Origin of the sequence: Chelativorans alearensis (assembly GCF_010993735.1) — a bacterium.
GTDB classification, from domain to species: Bacteria; Pseudomonadota; Alphaproteobacteria; order Rhizobiales; family Rhizobiaceae; genus Chelativorans; species Chelativorans alearense.
Genome location: NZ_WQNI01000002.1, coordinates 284,713 through 309,794, shown reverse-complemented (window position 1 = coordinate 309,794; position 25,082 = coordinate 284,713). Strand labels below are relative to the sequence as shown.

The window sequence follows — 25,082 nt, the reverse complement described above, 5'->3', positions numbered from 1 at the left end:
TCGCCACGATTGAGCGCAAACAGGAGTGCGATCGAGGGCGCGGACGTTCGGCCCAAAACGGTCGGCCCAAAACGGAGAGAGGGATGCTACACTCGAAAACCGGAATTCTCGCCATCTCGCTGTTGGCGCTTGGCTTGGCAGGCTGCCAGTCCAGCCGCTTCGGCTCGCCGCAGTCGCCGGCGCCGTTGCCGCCCGCGCCTTCGGGCACGGTGATCGGGAGCCAGCTTCCCCCACCCACCGCGCCAAGCGCCGGCGCATTCCCCGCCGCACCCAACCAGACGGGGACCGACGTCGCAGCGCTCGATCCTGAAGCGCAAGCGGCAGCAGCAGCGGCGGCACCCGCGATCGACAAAAACAGCCTGCTCGGCTCCTGGTCGGTCAACTCGGGCGGCTCCAGCTGCCAGATGTTCCTGACGCTCACCAAATACGGCAACGCTTCCCGCGGCGGCACGCGCGGCTGTTCGGGGGCGCTCGCCGATATGCGTGGTTGGGATCTCGCAGGAAAGCAGCTCGAGATATACAACGATGCCGGCGACACCATCGCGCGCCTTTATTCGAGCGGCGGCGAACGCCTCGACGGCCAGACAACGACCGGCATGCCCGTCTCGCTTTCCCGCTAAACCGCAGACGGGGCGCGGCCGCGCCCCGCCATTTCCATGAACCTGTCAGCCTCTTTCCGGTAACGCCCATGTCCCTGCGCGACGGTCTTGTGACGCACCCCACCGTCGCGCAGCGCTACGCCCATATGGTGGAAACCGGCGTGGCCACCCGCGATGCCGCGCAGGAGAAGGTGACGGCCGCGCTCGACCGGCTGATCGACCGCATCGAGGAGCGGCGGCTGGCCCGCAAGTCGAGCGCGCTCGGCTGGCTCTTCGCCAAACGCCGCAAGAACGGCCCCGTCACCGGGCTCTATATCCACGGCGGCGTGGGGCGCGGCAAGACCATGCTCATGGACCTCTTCTTCGAGCTCCTCCCCGTGCGTGGCAAGCGGCGCGCCCATTTCAACGACTTCATGGCCGATGTGCACGACCGCATCGCCCGCCACCGCGAGGCCCTGAAGAACGGCGAGGCGCGCGAGACGGACCCGATCCCCCCGGTTGCCGCAGACCTCGCCAAGCAAGCCTGGGTCCTTTGCTTCGACGAGTTCTCGGTGACGGACATCGCCGACGCCATGATCCTTTCGCGCCTCTTCTCCGCCCTTTTCGCCAAGGGTGTCGTGCTGGTCGCCACATCCAACGTGGCACCGGAGGACCTCTACCGCGACGGCCTGAACCGCGGCCTGTTCGAGCCCTTCATCGACATCCTGAAGCGCCACACCTTGGTTCTGCACCTCAATGCTGCGACGGATTACCGGCTGGAAAAGCTCAACCGCCTGCCGATATATATGACCCCGCTGAACGCCGAGACGGAGCGCATGATGGACGAGGCGTGGGAGACGGCGACGGACGGACGCGAGGAACATGCGGAGGAACTGGCCGTGAAGGGCCGCAAGGTGAGGGTCCCGCGCGCCGCCGGGCGGGCCGCCCGCTTCACCTTCGCCGACCTTTGCCAGCAACCGCTGGGTGCCCGCGACTTCCTCGCCATCGCCGACCGCTTCGATACGCTCTTCATCGACCGCGTGCCGGTGATGGCGCCAGCGCAGCGCAACGAGGCAAAGCGTTTCATCCTGCTTATCGACACCCTTTACGACAGCCGCGTCCGCCTCTTCCTCTCGGCGGAAGCGGCCCCCGACGAGCTTTACAGCGCACCCTCCGGCACGGAGGCTTTCGAGTTCTCGCGCACCGCCTCGCGTCTCACGGAAATGCAGAGCCGCGACTGGGTGGAAAAAGGCGCTCGGGCAGCGGCTTCCGTCGCCTGAGCGGGAGAATTATTGACGTTTACGTAAATCCAAACGCATCTAACCGATTGAAAACATAGAGGCGAAAATAATCGGTTGAATTTCTTTCCGTGACCAACTATGCCAATCGAGATCCTCGGGCTTCGCCTCGTCCAGCCCGAAACCCTGTAATTGCCGGATTTCCACACTCCCGGCGCGTCCAAATGGAATAGGGGATTTTCACCACATGGCTCGCGATAAGATCGCTCTCATCGGCTCCGGCATGATCGGCGGCACGCTCGCCCATCTGGCGGGCCTGAAGGAACTGGGGGATGTCGTCCTGTTCGATATCGCCGAAGGCATCCCGCAGGGCAAGGCGCTCGACATCGCCGAGTCCTCCCCGGTCGAAGGTTTCGACGCCAAGTATCTCGGCGCCAACGACTACGCGGCGATCGAGGGGGCCGACGTGTGCATCGTCACCGCCGGCGTGCCGCGCAAGCCGGGCATGAGCCGCGACGACCTTCTCGGCATCAACCTGAAAGTGATGGAGCAGGTGGGCGCCGGCATCAGGAAATACGCGCCGAAAGCCTTCGTCATCTGCATCACCAACCCGCTCGACGCCATGGTCTGGGCGCTGCAGAAATTCTCCGGCCTGCCGAAGAGCCATGTCGTCGGCATGGCCGGCGTGCTCGACTCCGCCCGCTTCCGCCATTTCCTCGCCGAGGAATTCAAGGTCTCCGTGGAGGATGTAACGGCCTTCGTGCTGGGCGGCCACGGGGATTCGATGGTGCCGCTGACGCGCTACTCCACCGTCGCCGGCATCCCCATCCCCGACCTCGTCAAGATGGGCTGGACCTCGAAGGAGAAGATCGATGAGATCGTCCAGCGCACGCGCGACGGCGGGGCAGAGATCGTCGGCCTTCTGAAGTCGGGCTCGGCCTATTACGCTCCCGCGTCCGCGGCCATCGCCATGGCCGAGAGCTACCTGAAGGACAAGAAGCGCGTCCTGCCCTGTGCGGCCCACCTTTCCGGCCAGTACGGCGTCAAGGACCTCTATGTCGGCGTGCCGGCAGTGATCGGCGCCGACGGCATCGAGCGTGTCATCGAGATCGACCTCAACAAGGCCGAGCAGAAGATGTTCGAAAGCTCGGTCGGAGCCGTTGCCGGCCTGTGCGAGGCCTGCGCGGAGATCGCGCCCAACCTGAAGAAGTAGGACCCGGCCCATGAACATCCACGAATACCAGGCCAAGCAGCTGCTCAAGGGCTACGGCGCCCCCGTCGCCGAGGGCGTTCCGGTCTTCAAGCGGGAAGAGGCGGAGGCAGCAGCCGGAAAACTGCCCGGGCCGCTCTACGTCGTGAAGAGCCAGATCCACGCCGGCGGGCGCGGCAAGGGCAAGTTCAAGGAGCTCGGCCCCGACGCCAAGGGCGGCGTGCGGCTTGCCAGGAGCGTCGAGGAAGTGGTTGCCCACACCGGCGAAATGCTCGGCAACACGCTGGTCACCAAGCAGACCGGCCCCGAGGGCAAGCAGGTGAACCGCCTCTATATCGAGGACGGCGCCGACATCGACCGCGAGCTTTACCTCTCCATCCTGATCGACCGCACGGTCGGCCGCCCGGCCTTCGTCGTCTCCACCGAGGGCGGCATGGACATCGAGGCGGTGGCCGAGGAGACGCCGGAAAAGATCCTGACGCTGGCCATCGATCCGGAAAAGGGCGTGACGGCGGAGGATATCGCCAAGCTCAACGCCGCACTGAAGCTCGAAGGCGATGCGGCGAAGGACGGCGAGACGCTGTTCCCCATCCTCTACAAGGCCTTCACCGAGAAGGACATGAGCCTTCTGGAGGTGAACCCGCTGATCGTCATGGAGAACGGCCGCCTGCGCGTGCTCGACGCCAAGGTCTCCTTCGACAACAACGCCCTCTTCCGCCACGAGGACGTGGTCGCGCTGCGCGACACGACGGAGGAGGACGAGAAGGAGATCGAGGCCTCCAAATACGACCTCGCCTATGTGGCGCTCGACGGCAATATCGGATGCATGGTGAACGGCGCCGGCCTTGCCATGGCGACCATGGACATCATCAAGCTCTACGGCGCAGAGCCCGCCAACTTCCTCGACGTCGGCGGGGGCGCTTCGAAGGAGAAGGTGACGGCCGCCTTCAAGATCATCACCGCCGACCCGAACGTGAAGGGCATCCTCGTCAACATCTTCGGCGGCATCATGCGCTGCGACGTGATCGCCGAGGGTGTCATCGCCGCTGTGAAGGAAGTGGGCCTGAAGGTGCCGCTGGTCGTGCGGCTCGAGGGCACCAATGTCGCGCTCGGCAAGAAGATCATCTCGGAGAGCGGGCTGAACGTCATCCCCGCCGACGATCTCGACGACGCGGCGAAGAAGATCGTTGCGGCGGTCGGGAGTTGAGATTTTACACATAATCACACATATTAAGACTGTGCGATTATGTGGAGGTTGCGATGAAGAACGTGACGCTGGCCATTGACGAGACACTGCTCGAGCAGGCCCGCAAGCTCGCCGAGAAGCGGAAGACCACGCTCAACGCGATGGTCCGCGGCCTGCTTGCCCACGAGGTCGAGCAGGAAGATCGGATCGCGTGGGCGAAGGAAGGCATGCGACGGCTGATGGAAGAAAGGCCTCTCGATTTAGGGCCTGCCTATGAGTGGAACCGGGACGAGATCTATGCCGAACGAGAGGATCGAATGCTTTCTCGACTCGAACGTCCTCCTCTACGCGGCTTCGGAGAGGACACTTGATCCGCTTCGTCACGACATCGCACATGACCTCGTTCTCGGGACGCTTTTCGGGGTGTCGGGTCAGACGCTTGCCGAGTTTGCCAACGTCGCGCGCCGCAAGTCTCTCGCCAATGACGGTGTGGTGGACCAATGGTTGGCATTTCTCGGGCAGCTTCCGTTCGTGCCAGTCGATCAGGCCTATGTCGCCGCTGGGCTTCGCATGGCCAGAAGGTACCAGCTCAAATACTACGACGCCGCGCTGCTCGGCGCGGCGGAGCGGCTTGGTGCGCCCGTTTTCTACACCGAAGACCTCAACCACAATCAGATTTACGGGTCCGTCCGAGCCGTGAACCCGTTTCTCGAACAGTGATAGCCATCGCAGAAGAACGAGCCCGATGCCACCCCGAAAGATCAATCTCTTGAACGCCGCCGACCGGCAGATTCACAAGGTCTTCGATCCCCATATCGCAGGCGACGTGAACGATTCGCAGGTCAAGATTGCCAAGTTCGGCGAGGTGTTCGACTGGCACGCCCACGACAACGAGGACGAGGCCTTCCTCGTGCTGCGCGGCCGCATCGCCATCGACTTCCGCGACGGCTCCGTCGAACTGGGCGAGGGCGAGTTCGTCGTCGTGCCGAAGACTGTCGAGCATCGCCCCCGCTCGCTCACCCCCGAGCCCGTCGTCCTCATGTTCGAGCCTGCCACGACCCTCAACACGGGCAACGCCGAGAGTGATTTGACTGTCACCGAGTTAAAGCGGCTTTAGGAGAAAGAATGTCCATCCTCGTCAACAAAGACACCAGGGTTCTCGTCCAGGGCCTCACCGGCAAGACCGGCACCTTCCATACCGAGCAGGCGCTTGCCTATAACGGCACGAAGATGGTGGGCGGCGTCCACCCGAAGAAGGGCGGCGAGACCTGGGGCTCGGTCGAAAGCGGCGCGCAGCTGCCGATCTTCGCCTCCGTGGCCGAGGGCAAGGAGAAGACGGGGGCGAACGCTTCCGTGATCTACGTGCCGCCGGCAGGCGCGGCCGCGGCCATCGTCGAGGCGATCGAGGCGGAAATCCCGCTCATCGTCTGCATCACCGAAGGCATTCCCGTGATGGACATGGTCAAGGTCAAGGCGCGGCTCGACAAGTCGAACTCCCGCCTGATCGGGCCGAACTGCCCGGGTGTCTTGACCCCCGACGAATGCAAGATCGGCATCATGCCGGGCAACATCTTCAAGAAGGGCTCGGTGGGCGTTGTATCGCGCTCGGGCACGCTTACCTATGAGGCCGTGTTCCAGACCACCAACGAGGGGCTCGGCCAGACGACGGCCGTCGGCATCGGCGGCGACCCCGTAAAGGGCACGGAGTTCATCGACGTTTTGGAGATGTTCCTGGCCGACGAGGCGACGGAATCCATCGTCATGATCGGCGAGATCGGCGGCTCGGCGGAAGAGGATGCAGCGCAGTTCATCCTGGACGAGGCGAAGAAGGGCCGCAAGAAGCCGATGGCCGGCTTCATTGCCGGCCGCACTGCCCCTCCCGGACGCACCATGGGCCACGCCGGCGCGGTGATCTCCGGCGGCAAGGGCGGCGCCGAAGACAAGATCGAAGCCATGGAGCGCGCCGGCATCAGGGTCTCGCCCTCGCCCGCGCGCCTTGGAAAAACCCTGGTCGAGGCGATCCGAGGGTAAGTGAGTGAGTAGGGAATAGTGAGTAGAGAGTAGTGAATGAGCGACGTGAGCGGGCGAAGAGCTACCACTCACTATTCCCTACTCACTACTCACTATAAAACAGGAGACCGGCGAAAAACCCGGTTAAGACAGATGGCACGGCAAGATCAGGCCAACGACGAATTCTCCCTCACATCCTTCCTCTACGGCGGCAACGCCGCCTATATCGAGGAACTCTACGCCGACTACGAGGCCGATCCGGCTTCGGTCAATGAGGACTGGCGGGCCTATTTCAGCCAACTCAAGGACAGCGCGGCGGACGTGAAGAAGGCCGCCGCCGGCGCCTCGTGGAAGAAGAAGGGCTGGCCGATCACCGCCAACGGCGAGCTGGTCTCGGCCTTTGACGGCGACTGGGGGCCGCTGGAGAGCCATTTCGACAACAAGATAAGGGAAAAGGCGGCCAAGATAGGCGCCGCGATGACGGAAGCCGAGGTGCAGCGCGCCACACGAGATTCCGTCCGCGCCATCATGATGATCCGTGCCTACCGCATGCGCGGGCATCTGCACGCCGACCTGGACCCCCTCGGCATCGCCAAGCCGCTGGAGGACTATAACGAGCTCTCGCCCGAGGCCTACGGCTTCACCGAGGGCGATTTCGACCGCCCCATCTTCATCGACAACGTTCTCGGGCTCGAGACCGCCACCATCCGCGACATGCTGGCGATCCTCAAGCGCACCTATTGCTCGACGCTGGGCGTCGAGTTCATGCACATCTCCAACCCCGAGGAGAAAGCCTGGATCCAGGAGCGCATCGAGGGGCCGGACAAAGGGGTGGACTTCACCGCCAACGGCAAGAAGGCCATCCTGCAGAAGCTGATCGAGGCGGAAGGCTTCGAGCAGTTCATCGATGTGAAATACAAGGGAACCAAGCGCTTCGGCCTCGATGGCGGCGAAGCGCTGATCCCGGCGCTCGAGCAGATCATCAAGCGCGGCGGCCAATTAGGCCTGAAGGAGATCGTGCTCGGCATGGCCCATCGCGGCCGCCTCAATGTGCTCAGCCAGGTCCTCGCCAAACCGCACCGCGCCATCTTCCACGAGTTCAAGGGCGGCTCCTTCACCCCTGACGACGTGGAGGGCTCCGGCGATGTGAAATACCACCTCGGTGCCTCCTCCGACCGCGAGTTCGACGGCAACACGGTGCACCTGTCGCTGACGGCCAACCCCTCGCATCTGGAGATCGTCAACCCGGTCGTCATGGGCAAGGCGCGCGCCAAGCAGGACCAGGTCTATGGCCGCACGCGCGAGGAGGTCGTGCCGCTGCCCGAGCGCGCCCGTGTCATGCCGCTGCTGCTGCACGGCGACGCCGCCTTCGCCGGGCAGGGCGTGGTGGCCGAGTGCTTCGGCCTTTCCGGCCTCAAAGGGCACCGCGTCGCCGGTACGGTGCATTTCATCATCAACAACCAGATCGGCTTCACCACCAATCCGCGCTTCTCGCGCTCCTCGCCCTATCCCTCGGATGTGGCGAAGATGGTCGAAGCGCCGATCTTCCACGTAAACGGCGACGACCCGGAGGCGGTCGTCTATGCGGCAAAGGTGGCGACCGAGTTCCGCATGCAGTTCCACAAGCCTGTCGTCATCGACATGTTCTGCTACCGCCGCTACGGCCACAACGAGGCCGACGAGCCGGCATTCACGCAGCCGATCATGTATCGCGAGATCCGCAAGCACCCGACGACCGGCGCGATCTATTCCAAGAAGCTCTTGGACGAGGGCCTCGTCACCGAAGACGAGATCGAGCGGATGAAGGCGGATTGGCGCGCCCAATTGGAAGCCGAGTTCGAGGCCGGCCAATCCTACAGGCCCAACAAGGCCGACTGGCTGGACGGCGCCTGGTCCGGCTTGAGAAAAGCCGACAACGAGGACGAGCAGCGCCGCGGCAAGACTGCCGTTCCGGTGAAGACCCTGAAGGAAATCGGCAAGAAGCTGACCGAGGTACCCGAGGGTTTCGAGGTCCACCGCACTGCCCAGCGCTTCCTCGACAACCGCAGGAAGATGATGGAGTCGGGCGAAGGCATCGATTGGGCAACGGCCGAAGCGCTCGCCTTCGGCTCAATTCTTCTGGAGGGCAATCCGGTGCGCCTGTCCGGCCAGGATTCCGAGCGCGGCACCTTTTCCCAGCGCCACTCAGTGCTTTACGATCAGCGCGACGAGAGCCGCTTCATCCCGCTCAACAATCTGGGGCCCCAGCAGTCCTACTACGAGGTCATCAACTCGATGCTCTCGGAGGAGGCCGTGCTCGGCTTCGAATATGGCTACTCGCTGGCAGAGCCGCGCGCGCTGACGCTCTGGGAAGCCCAGTTCGGCGACTTCGCCAACGGCGCCCAGGTCGTCTTCGACCAGTTCGTCTCGTCCGGCGAGCGCAAGTGGCTCAGGATGTCGGGCCTTGTCTGCCTCCTGCCACACGGCTACGAGGGCCAGGGGCCGGAGCACTCCTCCGCGCGCCTGGAGCGTTTCCTGCAGATGTGCGCCGAGGACAACATGCAGGTGGCGAACGTCACCACGCCGGCAAACTACTTCCACATCCTGCGCCGGCAGTTGAAGCGCGACTTCCGCAAGCCGCTCATCCTGATGACGCCGAAGTCGCTCCTGCGCCACAAGCGGGCGGTTTCCACCCTGCCGGAGATGTCCGGCGAGAGCTCCTTCCACCGGCTCCTGTGGGACGATGCGCAGTATCTCGACAAGGAGATCAAGCTCGTCAAGGATTCGAAGATCCGCCGCGTCGTCATGTGCTCCGGCAAGGTCTATTACGACCTCTACGAGGAGCGCGAGAAGCGCGGCATCAACGACGTCTACCTGTTGCGTGTCGAGCAGCTCTACCCCTTCCCGGCGAAGGCGCTGATCACCGAGTTGTCGCGTTTCCGCAATGCGGAGATGGTCTGGTGCCAGGAGGAGCCCAAGAACATGGGCGCCTGGTCCTTCATCGACCCGTATCTGGAATGGGTGCTGCAGCACATCGAGGCCAAACGCCAGCGCGTGCGCTACACCGGCCGCCCGGCCTCCGCCTCGCCGGCGACGGGGCTCATGTCGAAACACATGGAGCAACTTGCGGCCTTCCTGGAGGACGCGTTAGGCAGCTAGGGCATGACCCCGAAAAGTGGATACCGGTTTTCGGATAAGGTCATGCTGAAACAAATAGATAGATCGTGATACCGATTCCACGAAGAGGCATCACGATCTAGCAACCGATCGAACAGAACCAACGGAAACAGATCCATGGCCACCGAAATCCGCGTTCCCACACTGGGCGAATCCGTCACCGAGGCGACCATCGGCCGCTGGTTCAAGAATGTCGGCGACGCCATCAAGATCGATGAGCCGATCGTCGAATTGGAGACCGACAAGGTGACCGTCGAGGTCCCCGCGCCCGCCGCCGGCACACTCGAGGAGGTCGCCGTCAAGGAAGGCGAAACGGTGGAGGTCGGCGCACTTCTGGGTGCCATCGCCGACGGCAAGGCTGCCGGCGCCGAGAAGCCTGCGGAAAAGCCCGCGAAGAAGGAAAAGGAAGAGGGACAGGTGAAAGCGGAGAAAGTCGAAGGACCGGCCGGCGCGGGCGGCAAGATCGTCGAGGTCAATGTGCCTTCGGCCGGCGAATCCGTCACCGAGGCCGAGGTCGGCGAGATATACAAGAAGGTCGGCGACGTGGTGAAGGCCGACGAGGCCATCCTGGAGCTGGAGACCGACAAGGCCGCTCAGGAGATCATGGCGCCTGTCACCGGCGTGCTGCGCGAGCTTATGGTGAAGACGGGCGACGAGGTTCAGGTCGGCGCCCTTCTTGCCCGCATCGAGGAAAGCGTGGCAGACAGCACCGCCGTGAAGAGGGAAAGCGGCGAGGCAGCGGCAGCGCCCGCCGAAAACGAGACCGGCGCCAGGGAAACGGCCCGTCCGCCCGCGCCCTCCGCCGCCAAGCTGTTGAAGGAGCAGGGGCTGAAGGCCTCCGAGGTGGCCGGCTCCGGCAAGGACGGCCAGGTGCTCAAGGGCGACGTTTTGGCAGCGATGGAGCAGCGCGGCCGTGCCGCGCCCAGCGAGCCCGCCGAGGCGCCGAAGGTCGCCCGTGCGCCCGCGCCGGCCGAAGATGAGGCGCGCGAGGAGCGCGTGAAGATGACGCGCCTGCGCCAGACAATCGCCCGCAGGCTCAAGGAGGCGCAGCAGACGGCTGCCATGCTCACCACCTTCAACGAGGTGGACATGACGGCAGTGATGGACCTGCGCAAGAAGTACAAGGACCTGTTCGAGAAGAGACACGGCGTAAAGCTGGGCTTCATGGGCTTCTTCACGAAGGCGGTGTGCCACGCGCTGCATGAGATCCCGGCGGTGAACGCCGAGATCGACGGCACCGACATCATCTACAAGAATTTCTGCCACATCGGCGTCGCCGTCGGCACCGAGCGCGGCCTTGTCGTTCCGGTCGTGCGCGATGCCGACCGCATGGGGATCGCCGAGGTCGAGAAGGAGATCGGCCGGCTGGGCGCGGCCGCCCGCGACGGCAAATTGTCGATGGCCGAGATGCAGGGCGGCACCTTCACCATCTCCAATGGCGGCGTCTACGGCTCGCTCATGTCGACACCGATCCTGAACGCCCCGCAGTCGGGCATCCTCGGCATGCACAAGATACAGGAGCGGCCGATGGTCGTCGGCGGCGAGATCAAGATCCGCCCGATGATGTACCTGGCGCTCTCCTACGATCACCGCATCGTCGACGGCAAGGAAGCGGTGACTTTCCTCGTGCGCGTCAAGGAGGTGCTGGAGGACCCGGAGCGGCTGGTGCTCGATCTTTAGGATAAGGAAGGGTCAGGGGGACTTGCTCATGTCCGGAGACGACGATTCTGTGTCACGCGAAGGGGCGTCGACCTTTCCGGATAGCCGACCGTCCCACCCCTCCTCCCCGGAGTCCCGCCGATGAGCATCGAGTTCCTCGTCACCTCCCTGATCGTCATCCTCATCCCCGGCACCGGCGTCGTCTACACCGTCGCCACCGGCCTTGCTAACGGACGCAGGGCGAGCTTCGCTGCTGCCTTCGGCTGCACGCTCGGCATCCTGCCGGCCCTTTTCGCTTCCGTTGTCGGCCTTGCCGCCCTTCTCCACACGAGTGCGCTGCTGTTCCAGGCGATCAAGCTCGCCGGCGTCGCTTATCTTCTCTATCTCGCCTGGCAGACCCTGAAGGAAGCGGGCCCGCTCAGGATCAATGCCGGCGAACGCCGGCCGCTGGCCGCGATGGCGATCGTCAGGACCGGCTTCCTGATCAATATTCTTAACCCGAAGCTGTCCCTCTTCTTCCTCGCCTTCCTACCGCAGTTCATCGATCCCGCCGCCGGCTCGGTCAGCCAGATGCTCATCCTCGGCGCCGTCTTCATGGCCATGACCTTTGCCGTCTTCCTCGTCTATGGCGGCTTCGCCGCCCTTGTCGGCGAGAAGGTCTTGAGAAGCGAGACGGTGATGAAGTGGATGCGGCGCGCGACGGCCGCCGCCTTTGCCGGCTTTGGCCTGCGCCTCGCCTTCGCCGACCGATAATCCTCACCGAACCCACACGCCGCCTTCCACCCCAAACGGAGAGAACGATGCCCACCACCTACGACGTCGTCGTGATCGGAACCGGCCCTGGAGGCTATGTCTGCGCCATCAAGGCAGCCCAACTCGGCCTGAAGACGGCAGTGGTGGAGAAGCGGCCGAACCATGGCGGCACCTGCGTCAATGTCGGCTGCATCCCGTCGAAGGCGCTGCTGCATGCCACCGAGATGTTCGCCGAGGCAGGGCATTCCTTTGCCGACCTCGGCATCGACGTCGGCAAGCCGAAATTCGACCTGAAAAAGATGCTGGCCCACAAGGACAAGACGGTCGAGCAGAACGTCAAGGGCCTCGACTTCCTGATGAAGAAGAACAAGATCGACGTCTTCCGCGGCACCGGCAGGATCGCCGCCGCCGGCAAGGTGGTGGTCGCCGGCGAGGACGGCAAGGAAGAGACGGTCGAGACGAAGAACATCGTCATCGCCACCGGCTCGGACGTCGCCGGCATTCCCGGCGTCGATGTCAAGTTCGACGAGAAGGTGATCGTCTCCTCCACCGGCGCGCTGGAGCTGACCAAGGTGCCGGAGACCATGGTGGTGGTCGGCGGCGGCGTCATCGGGCTGGAGTTGGGCTCGGTGTGGGCGCGGCTGGGCGCCAAGGTGACGGTCGTCGAATATCTCGACACCCTCCTCGCCGGCATGGACGGCGAGGTGGCCAAGCAGTTCCAGCGCATGCTCATCAAGCAGGGCTTCACCTTCCACTTGGGCGCCAAGGTGACGGACGTCTCCAAGGCCGGCAAGGGCGCCAAGGTGACCTTCGAGCCGACCAACGGCGATGCGTCACAAACCGTCGAGGCCGCCGTCGTGCTGGTGGCCACCGGCCGCAGGCCCTTCACCGACGGGCTGGGGCTGGAGGAAGCGGGCGTTGAGGTGGACGAGCGCGGCCGCGTGAAGACCGATGGGCACTTGCGCACCAATGTCGAGGGCATCTACGCCATCGGCGACGTGATCGCCGGTCCGATGCTCGCCCACAAGGCCGAGGATGAGGGCGTCGCCGTTGCCGAGATCATCGCCGGCCAGGCCGGCCATGTGAACTACGACGTCATCCCCGGCGTCGTCTATACGAGCCCCGAGATCGCCTCCGTCGGCAAGACGGAGGAGGAATTGAAGAAGGCAGGCGTGGAATACAACGCCGGCAAGTTCCCCTTCAGCGCCAACGGCCGCGCCCGCTCGATGCTGCACACGGACGGTTTCGTGAAGATCCTCGCCGACAAGAAGACCGACCGCGTGCTCGGCGCGCATATCGTCGGCTTCGGCGCCGGAGAGATGATCCACGAGGCGGCGGTGCTGATGGAGTTCGGCGGCTCGTCCGAGGATCTCGCCCGCACCTGCCATGCCCACCCGACCATGTCGGAAGCGGTCAAGGAGGCCGCGCTCGCCACCTTCGACAAGCCGATCCATTCCTGATTGGAAGCGCGCCGACCTTACAGCACTGTGCGTCCTTTAGGACGCACAAAGGACGCTGTAGGTGATTGAATCTACGCATCGTGCTTCTCGAAAATCGATTCCGATTTTCGAGCCGATGCGTTAGTCGGCGCGGCTGACCGTGTAGCCTTCCTCGCGCAGCAGCGCGACAAGCCCTGTCTCGCCCGGCAGGTGCAGCGCGCCGACGGCGATGAAGGCTCCGCCCTCTTCGAGCAGGGGAATGGCTCGCTCGGCCATGACCCTGTTGCGGGCCTTGATCAGTTTCTCCTCGAAGGCCGCGGAGCCGGCTGCGAACTGTGCGCCTTGCGGCAGCAGGCTCGTGATCGCCGGCAGGACCATGCCGATCTCGCCGTCGAGATAGAGCCCGATCATGGTTTCGGTGACGTCATCCACGTTCTCGCCCAGGTCGATCGTGCTGATAAGCCCCTCGATATGCATCTCCATCGGCAGCGAGGCTATGGCCGAAAACTGCTCTCTCGCCGTTTCGAGGCCGACAAGCCGCTTGCCCGCCGCCCTCGCGTCTCGTGCAAGCTTGTCGTCGAGCACCACCGCGCCCGCCTCCTGCCGCTCGACCTCGCAGGCCGGTTGCGCGACGAGCGAGAGAAGCATCCACGGCTTCAGCTTGACGACGCTCTGGAGCGGCACGCCGTAGGTTTGGAGAGCGGTGCGAAGCCGCTCCTGCTCTTCGGGCGTCAGATGGTCGGTCAGCGCCTCTCCGGGTGGGAACATCATCAGCTCCGGCGTTTCCGCCAGAGCCGCCATCAACGCCTTCTCATCGAGCAGGTCCGTGGTCTCGATGGCGACGGTATCCGCCGCGGCGAAGGCGGCTTGCGCTGCGGCCGGCATCGCCACCACTCGCGGGTCCGTCATGTGCATTGTGCCGAATAGGAAGGAGGGTGGGCCGTCCCTCCCCTCGACACGCCACAATAGCCCCTGGCCGTTGGGCGTGGCCGCGGCCTCCTCCCGCATCCGCCGCAAACGCGCCGGATCGCGCTCGGAAAGCGCTTCGACGAGATTGGTGCCCTCACAGGCCACCTCCTCGGCGCGGGCGCGCCCGCTGACAAGAACCAGCACCGCCGCGAAGAACAGTACGAACAGGAGATTGACCGCCGCCACGAGGCTCAGGGAAAGGGCGGCAACGCGGTCGGCGATAGCACGGGTTCGGTTCATGGGTTCGTTGTTACCGCACGAAAACGGCAAAACAGTTAAGCCGGCCATGCAAATTGCGCTCTTCACGCACGCGGATGCGCATTGTCGTAGATCTCCAGGAGCCGCGAGGTATCGACTGCCGTGTAGACCTGCGTCGTCGACAGGCTGGCGTGGCCCAAAAGCTCCTGGATGGCGCGCAGGTCGCCGCCGCGGCCAAGCAGATGGGTAGCGAAGGAGTGGCGGAGCGCATGCGGCGTTGCCGTCTCCGGCAGGTTGAGTGCCGAGCGCATCTTCTTCATCTCGCGCTGGATGATGGCCGGCTGCAGGGCTCCGCCCCGCGCTCCGCGGAAAAGCGGCGCCTCGGCGCTGAGATGATAAGGGCAGAGCCGGCGGTATTCGGCAATGGCCTGGAAGACGACAGGCAGCACCGGCACCACCCGGGTCTTACCGCCCTTGCCCGTCACGCGCAGCGTGCTGTCTCCGGCCGTCGCGATGTCTCCGCCCCTAAGGGCAAGCGCTTCGCCGATGCGCAAGCCCGCGCCGTAGAGCAACGCCAGCACGGCGGCATTGCGCGCGGCGACCCATGGCTCCTCTGCAAGCTGCCCCTCGCCGGAGGCGACGCGCCGCGCGTCGGCCGCCGTCAGCGGCTTCGGCAGGCCCTTCGGCGCCCGTGGCGCGCGAAGCGCTCCCGCACCCGCCGCATTCACCAGCCCGCGCCGCTCCAGATAGCGCAGCAGCGAGCGGATGCCGGCAAGCCCCCGGCCGAGCGTGCGCGCGCCGGCGCCGCCGGTGCGCCGCGAGGCCAGGAAAGCGCGCAGGTCCGCCGGCCGCAGGTCGGCGATCTCGGCTATCCCCGGCGCGCCGCCGCAATGGCCGGTGAGAAACTGCAGAAGCTGCCGCGTGTCCCGCTCATAAGCTTCCACTGTCAGCCGCGCCAGCCGCCGCTCTTGGCTGAGTGCGGTCAGCCACGCAGCGCGCGCCCTTTGCAGGTCGGGCTTTGCCGAAACGAGAAATTCTTCGCTCATTCTTCACCCGAGGCTAAATCTCAGGGGCGATGGCCCCGCCGTCAGGCAGGCACTGTCACCCCTTGGGGTTAGCATCGGGTGAAGAGTGCCTTGCTATCTCCGGCTCTCGCTCGACAGGATCCGCATCGCCCCGGCCAATGCCTCCCGGAAGACGGCATCGAAGGAAACGCCGGTGGCCTCCCACGCTTCCGCCCCGTTCTCCGAGACGAGCTGCCAGGTCGATGTCCAGCGAAAAGCCGTCTCGTCCCACGCCAGCATCCCGCTCAAAACGACCTCGCCGCCGAGCGCTTCGCGCACGGTCTCCAGCCCGTCGATCCTCGTCGCGCCCAATGATGCGTGGTCGATCGGCACTGCCGCAAGCATCGCCTCGCCCGGCAGCTTTGCCTTCAGCCCGAGGCGCCCTGCAATCTCCGAAAGCGCCTCCCGCTGGCCGGTGCCACGGGCGGAATCACGCGCCAGCACGAACCGCCGCGCGCCGTTGTCGATACCGATGAGAAGTGTGATGACCGGCCGCTCCGTCCATGGCGCGCGGCCCAGCGCGTCGAGCGCCTCATCGATCTTTGCCGGCGAAAAGTCCACCTCGAGGACGTGCGGCCGCTCACGCGTCCCCTGCTCGTCGTGCACCGGAATGCCCGCCATGCGGTCGCGCAGCGAATAGGTCTCGACGAACTCCGCCGCCCGCTTGCCAAGTTCCGCCGCCTCGGGTGAGCCGGCAAGGCTGGTGTCGCCGGAGACTTTTGCCAGCACCTCTTCCAGGCAGGCTGCAAAGCCGCGCTGTCTCTCCGCTGCCAGCGTGCCGGTGATGATGGTCGCAGCACTGTAGAGCCGATCCGGCTCCTGTGCGCGGGCACTTGCCGCGAGGAAGAGCGAAAGCGCGATAGACAGCGAGATGGTCGATCTGACGACGGCGGTGGGCATGAGACACACTGCGGCTGGAGGCGGGCAAGATAGCACAGGCGGCTCCGGCAGAAAGCCTGTCTTTATCCACCTTCCATCTCCTCGCGCAGCATCTCGAGTTCCAGCCACTCCTCCTCCAGCCGCTCACGCTCGCCCCGCTTTTCATCGAGTTCCTTCGTGAGCTGTGAAAAAGCGGCCGCGTTGCGGGCATAGAGCGTGGGGTCGGCGAGCTTTTCCTCCAGCCCGCCGATCTCTGCACCGAGCGCCTCGATCCTCGAAGGCAGGGTCTCCAGGGCGAATTTCTGCTTGTAGGACAGTTTTTTCGTCCCCGGCTTCGGCTCCCGGCGCGGCACGGCCGGTTTGCCCGCCTGCTCGGGCGGGCGCGCCTTGCGGCCGGCCAGCCCGACACCCTTGCGCTGCGCCATCATGTCGGAATATCCGCCCGCATACTCCGTCCACCGCCCATCGCCTTCCGGCGCGATGGTGGTGGTGACGGTGCGGTCGAGGAAGTCGCGGTCGTGACTGACCAGGATGACGGTGCCGGGGAAGCCTTCCACCAGTTCCTGCAGGAGGTCGAGCGTCTCCATGTCGAGGTCGTTGGTGGGCTCGTCGAGGACCAGAAGGTTGGCCGGTCGGGAAAGGAGCCGCGCCAGCACCAGCCGCGCCTTCTCACCGCCGGAAAGCTCGCGCACGGGCGTGCGCATCTGCTCGGGCTTGAAGAGGAAGTCCTGCATGTAGGAGACGACGTGCCGCTCTTGCCCGTTGACCACCACGCTGTCGCCGCGCCCGTCGGTAAGGAAGTGGGCCAGCGTCTCGTTCGGATCGAGGGCGGCGCGGTTCTGGTCTAGGGTAGCGACCTCCAGGTTGGCGCCGAGACGCAGCGAGCCAGCATCGGGCGCGGTGACGCCGATCAGCATCTTGAGCAAGGTCGTCTTGCCCGCCCCGTTGGGACCGACGAGACCCACCCGGTCGCCGCGCAGGATGCGGGTGGAGAAGTCGCGTACCACGGTGAGGTCGCCGAAGCGCTTCTCGATCCCCTTGGCCTCGATGACGAGCTTGCCCGATTCCGCAGCATCGCTCGCCGTCATGACTGCGGTGCCCTCCGGCCCGCGATGGGAGCGGTGGCGGGCGCGCATGTCCTGAAGCTCGGAGAGACGGCGCACGTTGCGCTTGCGCCGGGCTGTCACCCCGTAGCGCAGCCAGTGCTCCTCACGGGCGATCTGCCGGCCGAGCTTCTGCTGGTCGCGCTCTTCCTCCTCCAGGAGCTTGTCGCGCCAATCCTCGAAATGGGCGAAGCCCTTGTCGAGCCGCCGAGTCGTGCCGCGGTCGAGCCACACCGTGGCGCGGCTGACGCGCTCCAGGAAGCGGCGGTCGTGGGAGATCATGACCAGCGCCGAAGAGGAGCGGGAAAGCTCTTCCTCCAGCCATTCGATGGTGGCGAGGTCGAGGTGGTTCGTCGGCTCATCGAGAAGTAACAGGTCAGGCTGCGGTGCGAGAACCTTGGCGAGTGCGGCCCGCCGCGCCTCGCCGCCGGAGAGCGAAGCCGGCTCCTCCTCCCCCGTCAGCCCCAGCTTGCCCAGCACCAGCGCCACGCGGTTTATATCGTCGGCCGGCCCCAGCCCCGCCTCGACATAAGCGCGAACGGTGGAAAAGCCCTGCCAGTCCGGCGCCTGCGGCAGATAGCGCATGGTGGCCGTTGGCTGCCGGAACACCTCGCCCGATTGCGCCTCCACGAGGTCGGCCGCGATCTTCAAGAGAGTGGATTTGCCCGAGCCGTTACGCCCGACAAGGGCGATGCGCTCGCCCGGCCCCACCATCAGCGAGGCGCCGGCAAGCAGCGGCGTGCCGCCGAATGTGAGGTGGATATCATCGAGCTTCAGAAGCGGCGGCGCCATGTCAGCCCTTTTCCGGCCCGTGGAGATGAACGATGATCAGCGCCCGGCCCTTGCGCAGCGTGACGGCAAGCTGGCCGTGCACCTCGTTTGAGAGCGTCAGTGAGGAGCCGAAGGGAACCCCCACCGCGTCGAGCGGCCATTTCGCCCCCTCGACGGTGAGGCCCGAAAGCGCGGTGAACGCGAGAATGCTGAACAGCGTTCCCTCGGCATAGTCGAAACTGTGACGGTGGCCGGTGGTGAGCGGCTGCCCTTCCTGCGCGCCGCTGGTGAGTAGTGTCGGCACGCCAGCCTCGGCAAGCCGCACCGCTTGGGTAAGGTGCAGGTAGCCGTGGTCGGGGCGTGCCCCGCCGAAGGCGCCGACGAGCACCAGCGAGGTGGCGCCGAGGCCGAGCGCCGCCTCGATGGCGATGTCGCCGTCCGTCTTGTCCTTGTCTCTAGGGTGGACCTCGCGCGGCACGTGCGCGAACGCCTCGCTCAGCCCGTCGGATACCGAATCGAAATCTCCCGTCCACAGTTCCGGGGTGATACGAAGCGTCTCGGCATGGCGCATGCCGGAATCGGCGGCGATGACGCGAGCCCCGGCAATCTGGGCGTCGAGTTCAGGCGTGCGGCGAAGCTCGCCGCCAAGCAGGATGGCAAATCGGCTCATGGACGCGGGCATTAGCACGGCGGGCGGGGGAAGCGGAAGCGGCGTGTCCACTTGCGCTCCACACCACCCCGCTCTATCTTCCCGTTCGCTCTAACGGGGTGCCGGCTGCCGACCGGCTGAGAGGCATGTGCCAACCCGCTGAACCTGATCCGGTTTGCACCGGCGGAGGGATTAGACGCTGCGATTGCAAGGCGCCTCATTCCCCTGGAACGAAAGAGAGGAGGCGCTGATGCGCTGGATTGTTGCAAGCGCGATATGCGCATTGGGCCTGGTTGCCGCTGGCGGCGCGCGATCCCAGGAAAAGCTCACCGTCTACACCTATGAAAGCTTCACCGCCGACTGGGGCCCCGGCCCGGTGGTGGAGAAGGCGTTCGAGGCGGTATGCGGCTGCGACCTCGCGTTCGTTTCGGTGGCCGACGGAGTGGCGTTGCTCAACCGGGTGCGGCTCGAAGGCGCGGACACGCAGGCCGATATCGTGCTCGGGCTCGACACCAATCTGACCCATGAGGCGAAGGAGACGGGGCTGTTCGCACCGCACGACATCGATCTTTCCAGGGTCGAGGTGCCGGACGGCTTTTCCGACGACGTCTTCGTGCCTTACGACTATGGCTATTTCGCCTTCGTCTACGACACGGAAGCCCTCGACAGCCCGCCGCAGAGCCTGAAGGCGCTGGTGGAGGCGGACGACGACCTGAAGATCGCCATCCAGGACCCGCGCACCTCCACGCCGGGGCTCGGCCTGCTCTTGTGGGTAAAAGCGGTGTATGGGAACGAGGCGGCCGACGCCTGGGCGAAGCTGAAGGACAAGGTACTGACGGTGACGCCGGGCTGGAGCGAATCCTACGGGCTGTTCACCGGCGGCGAGGTGCCGATGGTGCTGTCCTACACCACCTCGCCCGCCTATCACCGGATCGCCGAGGGGACCCAACGCTATGCGGCCGCGGCCTTCGAGGAGGGGCACTATCTGCAAGTGGAGGTAGCGGCGAAGACGGTGAAGGGAGCGGACAATCCGCTTGCCGAAGAATTCCTCACCTTCATGACCGGCCCCGGCTTCCAGGACGCCATTCCCGAGACCAACTGGATGTTCCCGGTGGGAGAGACCTCCAAGCCGTTGAACCCGGCCTTCGATGAACTGGTGGAGCCGGCCGAGACGCTGCTCTTCTCCCCGCAAGAGGTGGCGGAAAACCGCAAGGCCTGGGTCGATGAGTGGCTGTCCGTGATGAGCCGGTGACGGCACGGCGACAGGGACAGGGCCGCGTTGCCGCCGGCGTGCTGGCGCTGGCGGTGATCGGCCTTCTCATCGGAGGGGCCTTTTTCGGGCTCGGGCAGGAAGCGCTGACGGCTTGGCGGAGCGCGCTTTCGGCCTTCGATCCTTATCTCGTACGGGTGGCCCGCTTCACGCTGTGGCAGGCGGCACTCTCGACGCTGCTTTCGGTTGCCCCGGCGATCCTCGTGGCGCGGGCGCTGGCACGCCACCCGCGCTTCTTCGGGCGCGGCCTCATCCTGCAGCTTTTCGCCGTGCCGCTGGCACTGCCGGCCATCGTCGCCGCCCTCGGCGTTTTGGCGCTCTACGGGCGGGCCGGCTATTTCGCACCGCTGTTCTCCGCTCTGTCGGAAGAGCGCTGGCCGGGCATCTACGGGCTTTCCGGCATTCTGGTCGCCCATGTCTTCTTCAATCTGCCTCTTGCCGCGCGCCTCTTCCTGGCCGCGCTTGAAAACGTGCCGGCGGACCAGTGGCGGCTTTCCGCACAGCTCGGTATGGGCGCTTTTTCCTCCTTCCGCTTCATAGAGTGGCCGGTCCTGCGCGCTGCCCTTCCCGGCGTGGCGGGGCTCGTCTTCATGCTGTGCGCCACCTCCTTCACCATCGTTCTGACGCTTGGCGGCGGGCCGCGGGCGACGACGCTCGAAGTGGCGATCTACCAGGCGCTGCGCTTCGATTTCGACCCTGCGCGGGCCATTGCGCTGACGCTGGTGCAGGTGGCGCTGACGGGGGCGATCGTGCTGGCGCTGGCCCGCCTGGGCGCCGCCATGACGGGCGATGCGAGCCTGCCCGTGGCGCCGCGCCGGGCGCTGTTTCCCGGACGCGGGGAAAAAGGCTTCAACGCCGCCATCATCCTCCTGGCGCTCGCCTTCGTGGCGGGGCCGATGGCGGCGACGGTGATTGCCGGGTTGCAGGCCGACCTCGGGCGCCTCGCCGGCGAGAACGCCGTGCTATCGGCGACGGCGACGAGCCTCGTGCTTTCCGCCCTCGCCGCCCTTCTGTGCCTGCTTCTGTCCCTATCGCTGGTGATGGCGCGCCGCGCGCTGGAGCTTGCCCGCGCGGCCCCGGTGCCGGGTCTCCTCGAGCGCATGAGCGACACCGGCGCGGCGATGGTGCTGATCGTGCCGCCGATCGTCATCGGTGCCGGCTGGTTCGTCCTGCTGCGGCATTTCGGCGACGTCTTCGCCTTCGCGCCGGTGATGGTGGTGACGGTGAACGCCGTCATGGCGATGCCCTTTGCCATGCGCGCCGTGCGGCCCGCCTACGACGCGGCGAGCGCACGGCATGAGAAACTGTGCGCAGCGCTCGGCATTTCCGGCTGGAACCGGCTTCGCCTCGTCGACTGGCCGGCGCTCAGGAAGCCGGCCGCAACTGCCTTCGCCTTCGCCATGGCGCTGTCGCTCGGAGACCTCGGCGTCATCGCGCTGTTCGGCAGCGACCGGGTGCAGACGCTGCCTTATCTGCTGTTGCAGCGCATGGGCAGCTACCGCACCGCGGATGCCGCCGGCATCGCACTTTTCCTGGGGCTTTTATGCCTGGGGCTGATGTTCGCCGCCACGCGCTGGGGTAAGGGAAGGGGATGACGCGGCATGACGATCCCGGCGGCGCCGCCATCCGGCTGGAGGGCCTGCGCTTCGCCTATTCCGGCGGGGCGGCGATGCGCTTCGACCTCAAGATCGGTGCCTCGGACATCGTGGCGCTGATGGGGCCGAGCGGTTCCGGCAAGTCGACGCTTTTGAACCTGATCGCCGGGTTCGAGGCGCCCGATGCCGGCCGAGTGCTGATCGGCGGCGAAGACGTGACCCACCTGCCGCCGCACCGGCGCCCGGTCTCGATGGTGTTCCAGGAAAACAACCTCTTCGCCCACCTCACCGTGGCGCAGAATGTCGGGCTCGGCCGCTCGGCGGGCTTGCGCCTTTCCAGTGTCGACCAGATGGCGGTCACGGACGCGCTCGCCCGCACCGGGCTTGCCGGCAAGGAAGAGCGGCTGCCGCATGCGCTTTCCGGCGGTGAGCGGCAGCGCGTGGCGCTGGCGCGGGTGCTGGTACGCGAGCGGCCGGTGCTTTTGCTCGACGAGCCCTTCGCCTCGCTGGGCCCGGCGCTGCGCGACGAGATGCTGGACCTGATCGCCGCGCTCCACCGCGAGCAGGCGATGACGATCCTCATGGCCACCCACGACCCGCGCGACGCCGAGCGCCTGTCGAAGACGCTGGTCTTCTTGGAAAACGGCGCCATCGCCGGTGTGGGGGCGACGATGGATTTCCTTTCAGGCAGAAGAGGACCGGCGGCCTTTGACCGCTATCTGGGCACACGAAAGGCGCCGCAATAGGCGGAAGCCATTGCCCAGCCCGAATTTGCCATTATTTACCGTCACAGGCGAAACCCCCTACGTGCTGATTCTTGTCTTCGACGGAAGACTGTGGCTAGGTCCGCAAGGAGGCGGCACACCGCCGAACGAGCTGTCGAAAGGATATTGCGCTGCTTCACCGGAAGATAACGAGAACGGCGACGGGCCGCACGCGGGGCACCCCCCTGCGCCGGGCACTTTTTGCCGGGCTCCTGACGGCGGGGCTGGGCGGGTGCCAGGCGATGGAGTTCACCGAGGCAGGCTTCGTTCCTTCCTCCAATCCGATCACCGTCGACACGGTGACACGCGGCGACCGGCTGGCCAACATCGCCCGCCGGCAGCACCCGAAGATCCTGCAGACCTACGGCGGTGAGTATTCCGACCCCAAGCTGGAGCGCACACTTGCGCGGGTGGTGGGCAAGCTGACGCTGGACCCGGACAACCCCTCCCAGGCCTACCGCATCGCCATTCTGGACTCGCCCAATATCAATGCTTTCGCGCTTCCCGGCGGCTATCTTTACGTGTCGCGCGGGCTCCTGGCGCTAGCCAGCGATTCAGCCGAGGTGGCCGCCGTTCTGGCACACGAGATGGCGCATGTAACAGCCAACCACGGGCTGGAGCGCCAGAAAAGGGAAGCGGAGGCGAACCTTACGAATCGCGTGGTCGACGAGGTGGTGAGCTCTGACGTCAACGCCCGAGCCGCCGCCCTGCGCGGCAAGCTGCTGCTCGCCCAGTTCTCCCGCAACCAGGAGCTGGAGGCCGACAAGATCGGCATCCGCTCCATCGGCCGCGCCGGCTACGACCCCTATGCGGCGTCGCGCTTCCTCCGCTCCATGGACGCCTATCAGAGTTTCCGCGACGTCAGCGGCACCGGAGAATCCTCGCTCGATTTCCTGGCTAGCCACCCGAACACGCCACGGCGCATCGAGCTGGCGCAGGAGCATGCACGGCAGTTCGGCGCGCCGGGCACCGGTGCCCGCGACCGTGAGGCCTATCTCCAAGGCATCGACGGCATGGTGTACGGCGACAAGCCGGACGAGGGCTACGTACGCGGGCGCGACTTCCTGCACCCCACCCTCGGCGTCGCCCTTTCGGTACCCGAAGGATTCGTGATCGACAATTCCACCGGTGAGGTGACGGCCAAGGGCCCGGACGACCTTGCCTTCCGCTTCGACGGCACAACGGTCTCTCGCGACACCACACTGAAGGACTACCTGCAGGGCGACTGGCTGAGCGGGCTGGACCCGAGTTCCATACGCGAGACCAGCATCAACGGTCGCGAGGCCGCCACCGCGCGTGCCTATACGAACGAATGGCAGTTCGACGTGACGGTGATCCGCGTCGGCGAGCAAGTCTACCGCCTGTTGACCGTCGCGCCGCTGGACAGCAACCGGCTGGACGCCGTGGCGCGTACCATCGCCGACAGCTTCCGCGTGCTGGACAAGGCGGAGATCGCCGCGCTCAAACCGCTGAGGATCCGCGTGGAGACGGTGGGAGCCGGCGACACCGTGGCCACATTTGCCAACAGGATGAGGGGTGTCGACCGCAAGCTGGAGCTGTTCCGCCTGCTCAACGGGCTCGGCCCCGGTTCGGCCCTGTCGGTCGGCGACAAGGTGAAGATCGTCACGGATCGATAGGTAGATAGAGCGCCGTGCGTCCGTTCGAACGCGACGCAAGGACGCTCCATATTCTTGTATCTACGCGGTGTCTCAACCGGCCTGCGCGGCGATCTCGGGGTGCCGTTTCACCAATGCGGTGCGCAGCTTTTCCAGGGCGCGCGATTCGATCTGGCGCACGCGCTCCTTGGAGATGCCGAGCGTGGCGCCCAGCGCCTCCAGCGTGGCGCCCTCCTCCGAAAGCCGCCTTTCACGCAGGATCGTCAGTTCGCGCCCGTTGAGTGTCTCCAGCGCCTGGTTGAGCCATTGCACACGACGCTCGCCGTCGATCGTCTCGCGCGCCAGTTCGTCGGGTGATGGGTCGTCGCAGATCAGGAACTCGATGCGTTCGGAGGCGAGATCGTTATCACTTTTCAGCGGCGCGTTGAGCGATGTATCGGAGCCGGCCAGCCGCGCGTCCATCAGCGCCACGTCGTCCTCCGAAACCCGCAGCGCCAGCGCTACCTCGCGGTAGATCTCCTCGGGCGGCGTGGCGCCGCCGGCTTTTTGCAGCTTGGCTCTCAGCCGCCGAAGGTTGAAGAACAGCGCCTTCTGGGCAGAACTCGTGCCGCCCCGTACGATGGACCAGTTGCGCAGGATATAGTCCTGCATGGAGGCGCGGATCCACCAGGTGGCGTAGGTGGAGAAGCGCACCTCACGCGCCGGGTCGAAGCGTGCGGCCGCCTCGAGCAGGCCGACATGCCCTTCCTGGATGAGATCGCTCATCGACAGGCCGAAATTGCGGAAACGGCTTGCCATCGCGATGACGAGCCGCATATGCGCAATGGTCATGCGGTGAAGCGCTTTCTGGTCCTGGCATTCCTTCCATCGGACGGCAAGCGCGTGCTCTTCCTCGCGCGCCAAGTAAGGCGCCTTCATGGCTGCCTTGACGAGCCTTCGCCCAGCGCTCTGCTGCATCCCAAGCGCTCCTGCGGT

The 25,082-nt window shown here is 65.6% G+C and carries 22 protein-coding genes and 1 riboswitch; of the genes, 16 read left to right on the top strand and 6 right to left on the bottom strand.

The features are described from left to right. The first annotated feature begins 83 nt into the window (after nucleotides 1-83). The 12 genes from GPJ75_RS04275 (at nucleotide 84) to lpdA (ending at nucleotide 13,250) form a co-directional block, all read left to right on the top strand. Nucleotides 84-620 (top strand): protease inhibitor Inh/omp19 family protein, encoded by a 537-nt coding sequence (locus tag GPJ75_RS04275; RefSeq protein ID WP_163265448.1) that lies wholly within the window; start codon nucleotides 84-86, stop codon nucleotides 618-620. A 68-nt stretch (nucleotides 621-688) separates the two neighbouring features. Next, complete coding sequence (zapE, locus tag GPJ75_RS04270) at nucleotides 689-1,858, top strand: cell division protein ZapE (protein ID WP_163265446.1); 1,170 nt, start codon at nucleotides 689-691, stop codon at nucleotides 1,856-1,858. Nucleotides 1,859-2,063: 205 nt separating this feature from the next. Beyond that, nucleotides 2,064-3,029, top strand: a complete 966-nt coding sequence (mdh, locus tag GPJ75_RS04265; protein ID WP_163265444.1) for a malate dehydrogenase — start codon at nucleotides 2,064-2,066, stop codon at nucleotides 3,027-3,029. Nucleotides 3,030-3,039: 10 nt separating this feature from the next. Continuing rightward, entirely contained in the window at nucleotides 3,040-4,233 is a 1,194-nt protein-coding gene (gene sucC, locus GPJ75_RS04260) for an ADP-forming succinate--CoA ligase subunit beta (protein WP_163265442.1), read from the top strand. A gap of 53 nt (nucleotides 4,234-4,286) precedes the next feature. Continuing rightward, nucleotides 4,287-4,583: a hypothetical protein gene (locus tag GPJ75_RS04255; RefSeq protein WP_159586221.1), complete on the top strand. Its 297-nt coding sequence runs from the start codon at nucleotides 4,287-4,289 to the stop codon at nucleotides 4,581-4,583. Then, nucleotides 4,486-4,932: a PIN domain-containing protein gene (locus GPJ75_RS04250; RefSeq protein ID WP_343036159.1), complete on the top strand. Its 447-nt coding sequence runs from the start codon at nucleotides 4,486-4,488 to the stop codon at nucleotides 4,930-4,932. Before GPJ75_RS04255 ends, GPJ75_RS04250 begins: the two co-directional genes overlap by 98 nt. Before the next feature lie 25 nt (nucleotides 4,933-4,957). After that, nucleotides 4,958-5,329, top strand: coding sequence for a cupin domain-containing protein (locus GPJ75_RS04245; RefSeq protein ID WP_163265438.1), 372 nt, complete (start codon nucleotides 4,958-4,960; stop codon nucleotides 5,327-5,329). An 8-nt stretch (nucleotides 5,330-5,337) separates the two neighbouring features. Then, entirely contained in the window at nucleotides 5,338-6,243 is a 906-nt protein-coding gene (gene sucD / locus GPJ75_RS04240; RefSeq protein WP_163265436.1) for a succinate--CoA ligase subunit alpha, read from the top strand. 132 nt (nucleotides 6,244-6,375) lie between these two features. Beyond that, complete coding sequence (locus GPJ75_RS04235) at nucleotides 6,376-9,360, top strand: 2-oxoglutarate dehydrogenase E1 component (RefSeq protein ID WP_163265434.1); 2,985 nt, start codon at nucleotides 6,376-6,378, stop codon at nucleotides 9,358-9,360. Nucleotides 9,361-9,495: 135 nt separating this feature from the next. Continuing rightward, entirely contained in the window at nucleotides 9,496-11,058 is a 1,563-nt protein-coding gene (odhB, locus tag GPJ75_RS04230) for a 2-oxoglutarate dehydrogenase complex dihydrolipoyllysine-residue succinyltransferase (protein ID WP_163265432.1), read from the top strand. Nucleotides 11,059-11,178: 120 nt separating this feature from the next. After that, the gene (locus GPJ75_RS04225) at nucleotides 11,179-11,790 is read left to right on the top strand and encodes a LysE family translocator (RefSeq protein ID WP_163265430.1); all 612 of its coding nucleotides are present in this window, start codon (nucleotides 11,179-11,181) and stop codon (nucleotides 11,788-11,790) included. Between the two features lie 47 nt (nucleotides 11,791-11,837). Then, entirely contained in the window at nucleotides 11,838-13,250 is a 1,413-nt protein-coding gene (gene lpdA / locus GPJ75_RS04220; protein WP_163265427.1) for a dihydrolipoyl dehydrogenase, read from the top strand. Between the two features lie 120 nt (nucleotides 13,251-13,370). Here lpdA and GPJ75_RS04215 read toward each other — a convergent pair whose 3' ends face one another. The 5 genes from GPJ75_RS04215 to GPJ75_RS04195 all read right to left on the bottom strand — a co-directional run bounded on the left by GPJ75_RS04215 (nucleotide 13,371) and on the right by GPJ75_RS04195 (nucleotide 18,883). After that, a complete protein-coding gene (locus GPJ75_RS04215; RefSeq protein ID WP_163265425.1) occupies nucleotides 13,371-14,438 on the bottom strand; it encodes a TraB/GumN family protein in 1,068 nt (355 codons plus the stop codon). Between the two features lie 62 nt (nucleotides 14,439-14,500). Next, nucleotides 14,501-15,442: a tyrosine recombinase XerC gene (locus GPJ75_RS04210; RefSeq protein WP_163265423.1), complete on the bottom strand. Its 942-nt coding sequence runs from the start codon at nucleotides 15,440-15,442 to the stop codon at nucleotides 14,501-14,503. A gap of 93 nt (nucleotides 15,443-15,535) precedes the next feature. Next, nucleotides 15,536-16,360 (bottom strand): DUF2066 domain-containing protein, encoded by an 825-nt coding sequence (locus tag GPJ75_RS04205; protein ID WP_163265421.1) that lies wholly within the window; start codon nucleotides 16,358-16,360, stop codon nucleotides 15,536-15,538. A gap of 62 nt (nucleotides 16,361-16,422) precedes the next feature. Then, complete coding sequence (locus tag GPJ75_RS04200; protein WP_163265419.1) at nucleotides 16,423-18,234, bottom strand: ABC-F family ATP-binding cassette domain-containing protein; 1,812 nt, start codon at nucleotides 18,232-18,234, stop codon at nucleotides 16,423-16,425. 1 nt (nucleotide 18,235) lies between these two features. Beyond that, nucleotides 18,236-18,883, bottom strand: coding sequence for a thiamine diphosphokinase (locus GPJ75_RS04195; protein ID WP_163265417.1), 648 nt, complete (start codon nucleotides 18,881-18,883; stop codon nucleotides 18,236-18,238). An 84-nt stretch (nucleotides 18,884-18,967) separates the two neighbouring features. Continuing rightward, nucleotides 18,968-19,071, top strand: a riboswitch (TPP riboswitch). Nucleotides 19,072-19,112: 41 nt separating this feature from the next. On the opposite strand from GPJ75_RS04195, the gene thiB reads away from it, so the two are divergent. From thiB to GPJ75_RS04175, 4 genes are all read left to right on the top strand, one after another. Further along, a complete protein-coding gene (gene thiB / locus GPJ75_RS04190) occupies nucleotides 19,113-20,114 on the top strand; it encodes a thiamine ABC transporter substrate binding subunit (protein ID WP_163265415.1) in 1,002 nt (333 codons plus the stop codon). Further along, nucleotides 20,090-21,727 (top strand): thiamine/thiamine pyrophosphate ABC transporter permease, encoded by a 1,638-nt coding sequence (gene thiP / locus GPJ75_RS04185; RefSeq protein WP_163265413.1) that lies wholly within the window; start codon nucleotides 20,090-20,092, stop codon nucleotides 21,725-21,727. The genes thiB and thiP overlap by 25 nt, the downstream gene beginning before the upstream one ends. Further along, on the top strand, nucleotides 21,724-22,473 hold the full coding sequence (gene thiQ, locus GPJ75_RS04180; RefSeq protein WP_163265411.1) for a thiamine ABC transporter ATP-binding protein: 750 nt from the start codon (nucleotides 21,724-21,726) through the stop codon (nucleotides 22,471-22,473). Before thiP ends, thiQ begins: the two co-directional genes overlap by 4 nt. Before the next feature lie 260 nt (nucleotides 22,474-22,733). Beyond that, entirely contained in the window at nucleotides 22,734-24,128 is a 1,395-nt protein-coding gene (locus GPJ75_RS04175) for a M48 family metalloprotease (RefSeq protein WP_163265409.1), read from the top strand. Nucleotides 24,129-24,200: 72 nt separating this feature from the next. Here GPJ75_RS04175 and GPJ75_RS04170 read toward each other — a convergent pair whose 3' ends face one another. Beyond that, nucleotides 24,201-25,064 carry an RNA polymerase factor sigma-32 gene (locus GPJ75_RS04170; RefSeq protein WP_163265407.1) on the bottom strand — a complete coding sequence of 288 codons (864 nt, stop codon included), beginning with the start codon at nucleotides 25,062-25,064 and terminating at the stop codon, nucleotides 24,201-24,203. Between the last annotated feature and the right edge of the window lie 18 nt (nucleotides 25,065-25,082).

Coding starts and splice junctions, on each gene's coding strand:
- GPJ75_RS04275 (WP_163265448.1), top strand. CDS start 84: ATGCTACACTCGAAAACCGGAATTCTCGCCATCTCGCTGTTGGCGCTT.
- zapE (WP_163265446.1), top strand. CDS start 689: ATGTCCCTGCGCGACGGTCTTGTGACGCACCCCACCGTCGCGCAGCGC.
- mdh (WP_163265444.1), top strand. CDS start 2,064: ATGGCTCGCGATAAGATCGCTCTCATCGGCTCCGGCATGATCGGCGGC.
- sucC (WP_163265442.1), top strand. CDS start 3,040: ATGAACATCCACGAATACCAGGCCAAGCAGCTGCTCAAGGGCTACGGC.
- GPJ75_RS04255 (WP_159586221.1), top strand. CDS start 4,287: ATGAAGAACGTGACGCTGGCCATTGACGAGACACTGCTCGAGCAGGCC.
- GPJ75_RS04250 (WP_343036159.1), top strand. CDS start 4,486: ATGAGTGGAACCGGGACGAGATCTATGCCGAACGAGAGGATCGAATGC.
- GPJ75_RS04245 (WP_163265438.1), top strand. CDS start 4,958: ATGCCACCCCGAAAGATCAATCTCTTGAACGCCGCCGACCGGCAGATT.
- sucD (WP_163265436.1), top strand. CDS start 5,338: ATGTCCATCCTCGTCAACAAAGACACCAGGGTTCTCGTCCAGGGCCTC.
- GPJ75_RS04235 (WP_163265434.1), top strand. CDS start 6,376: ATGGCACGGCAAGATCAGGCCAACGACGAATTCTCCCTCACATCCTTC.
- odhB (WP_163265432.1), top strand. CDS start 9,496: ATGGCCACCGAAATCCGCGTTCCCACACTGGGCGAATCCGTCACCGAG.
- GPJ75_RS04225 (WP_163265430.1), top strand. CDS start 11,179: ATGAGCATCGAGTTCCTCGTCACCTCCCTGATCGTCATCCTCATCCCC.
- lpdA (WP_163265427.1), top strand. CDS start 11,838: ATGCCCACCACCTACGACGTCGTCGTGATCGGAACCGGCCCTGGAGGC.
- GPJ75_RS04215 (WP_163265425.1), bottom strand. CDS start 14,438: ATGAACCGAACCCGTGCTATCGCCGACCGCGTTGCCGCCCTTTCCCTG.
- GPJ75_RS04210 (WP_163265423.1), bottom strand. CDS start 15,442: ATGAGCGAAGAATTTCTCGTTTCGGCAAAGCCCGACCTGCAAAGGGCG.
- GPJ75_RS04205 (WP_163265421.1), bottom strand. CDS start 16,360: ATGCCCACCGCCGTCGTCAGATCGACCATCTCGCTGTCTATCGCGCTT.
- GPJ75_RS04200 (WP_163265419.1), bottom strand. CDS start 18,234: ATGGCGCCGCCGCTTCTGAAGCTCGATGATATCCACCTCACATTCGGC.
- GPJ75_RS04195 (WP_163265417.1), bottom strand. CDS start 18,883: ATGAGCCGATTTGCCATCCTGCTTGGCGGCGAGCTTCGCCGCACGCCT.
- thiB (WP_163265415.1), top strand. CDS start 19,113: ATGCGCTGGATTGTTGCAAGCGCGATATGCGCATTGGGCCTGGTTGCC.
- thiQ (WP_163265411.1), top strand. CDS start 21,724: ATGACGCGGCATGACGATCCCGGCGGCGCCGCCATCCGGCTGGAGGGC.
- GPJ75_RS04175 (WP_163265409.1), top strand. CDS start 22,734: ATGGAGTTCACCGAGGCAGGCTTCGTTCCTTCCTCCAATCCGATCACC.
- GPJ75_RS04170 (WP_163265407.1), bottom strand. CDS start 25,064: ATGCAGCAGAGCGCTGGGCGAAGGCTCGTCAAGGCAGCCATGAAGGCG.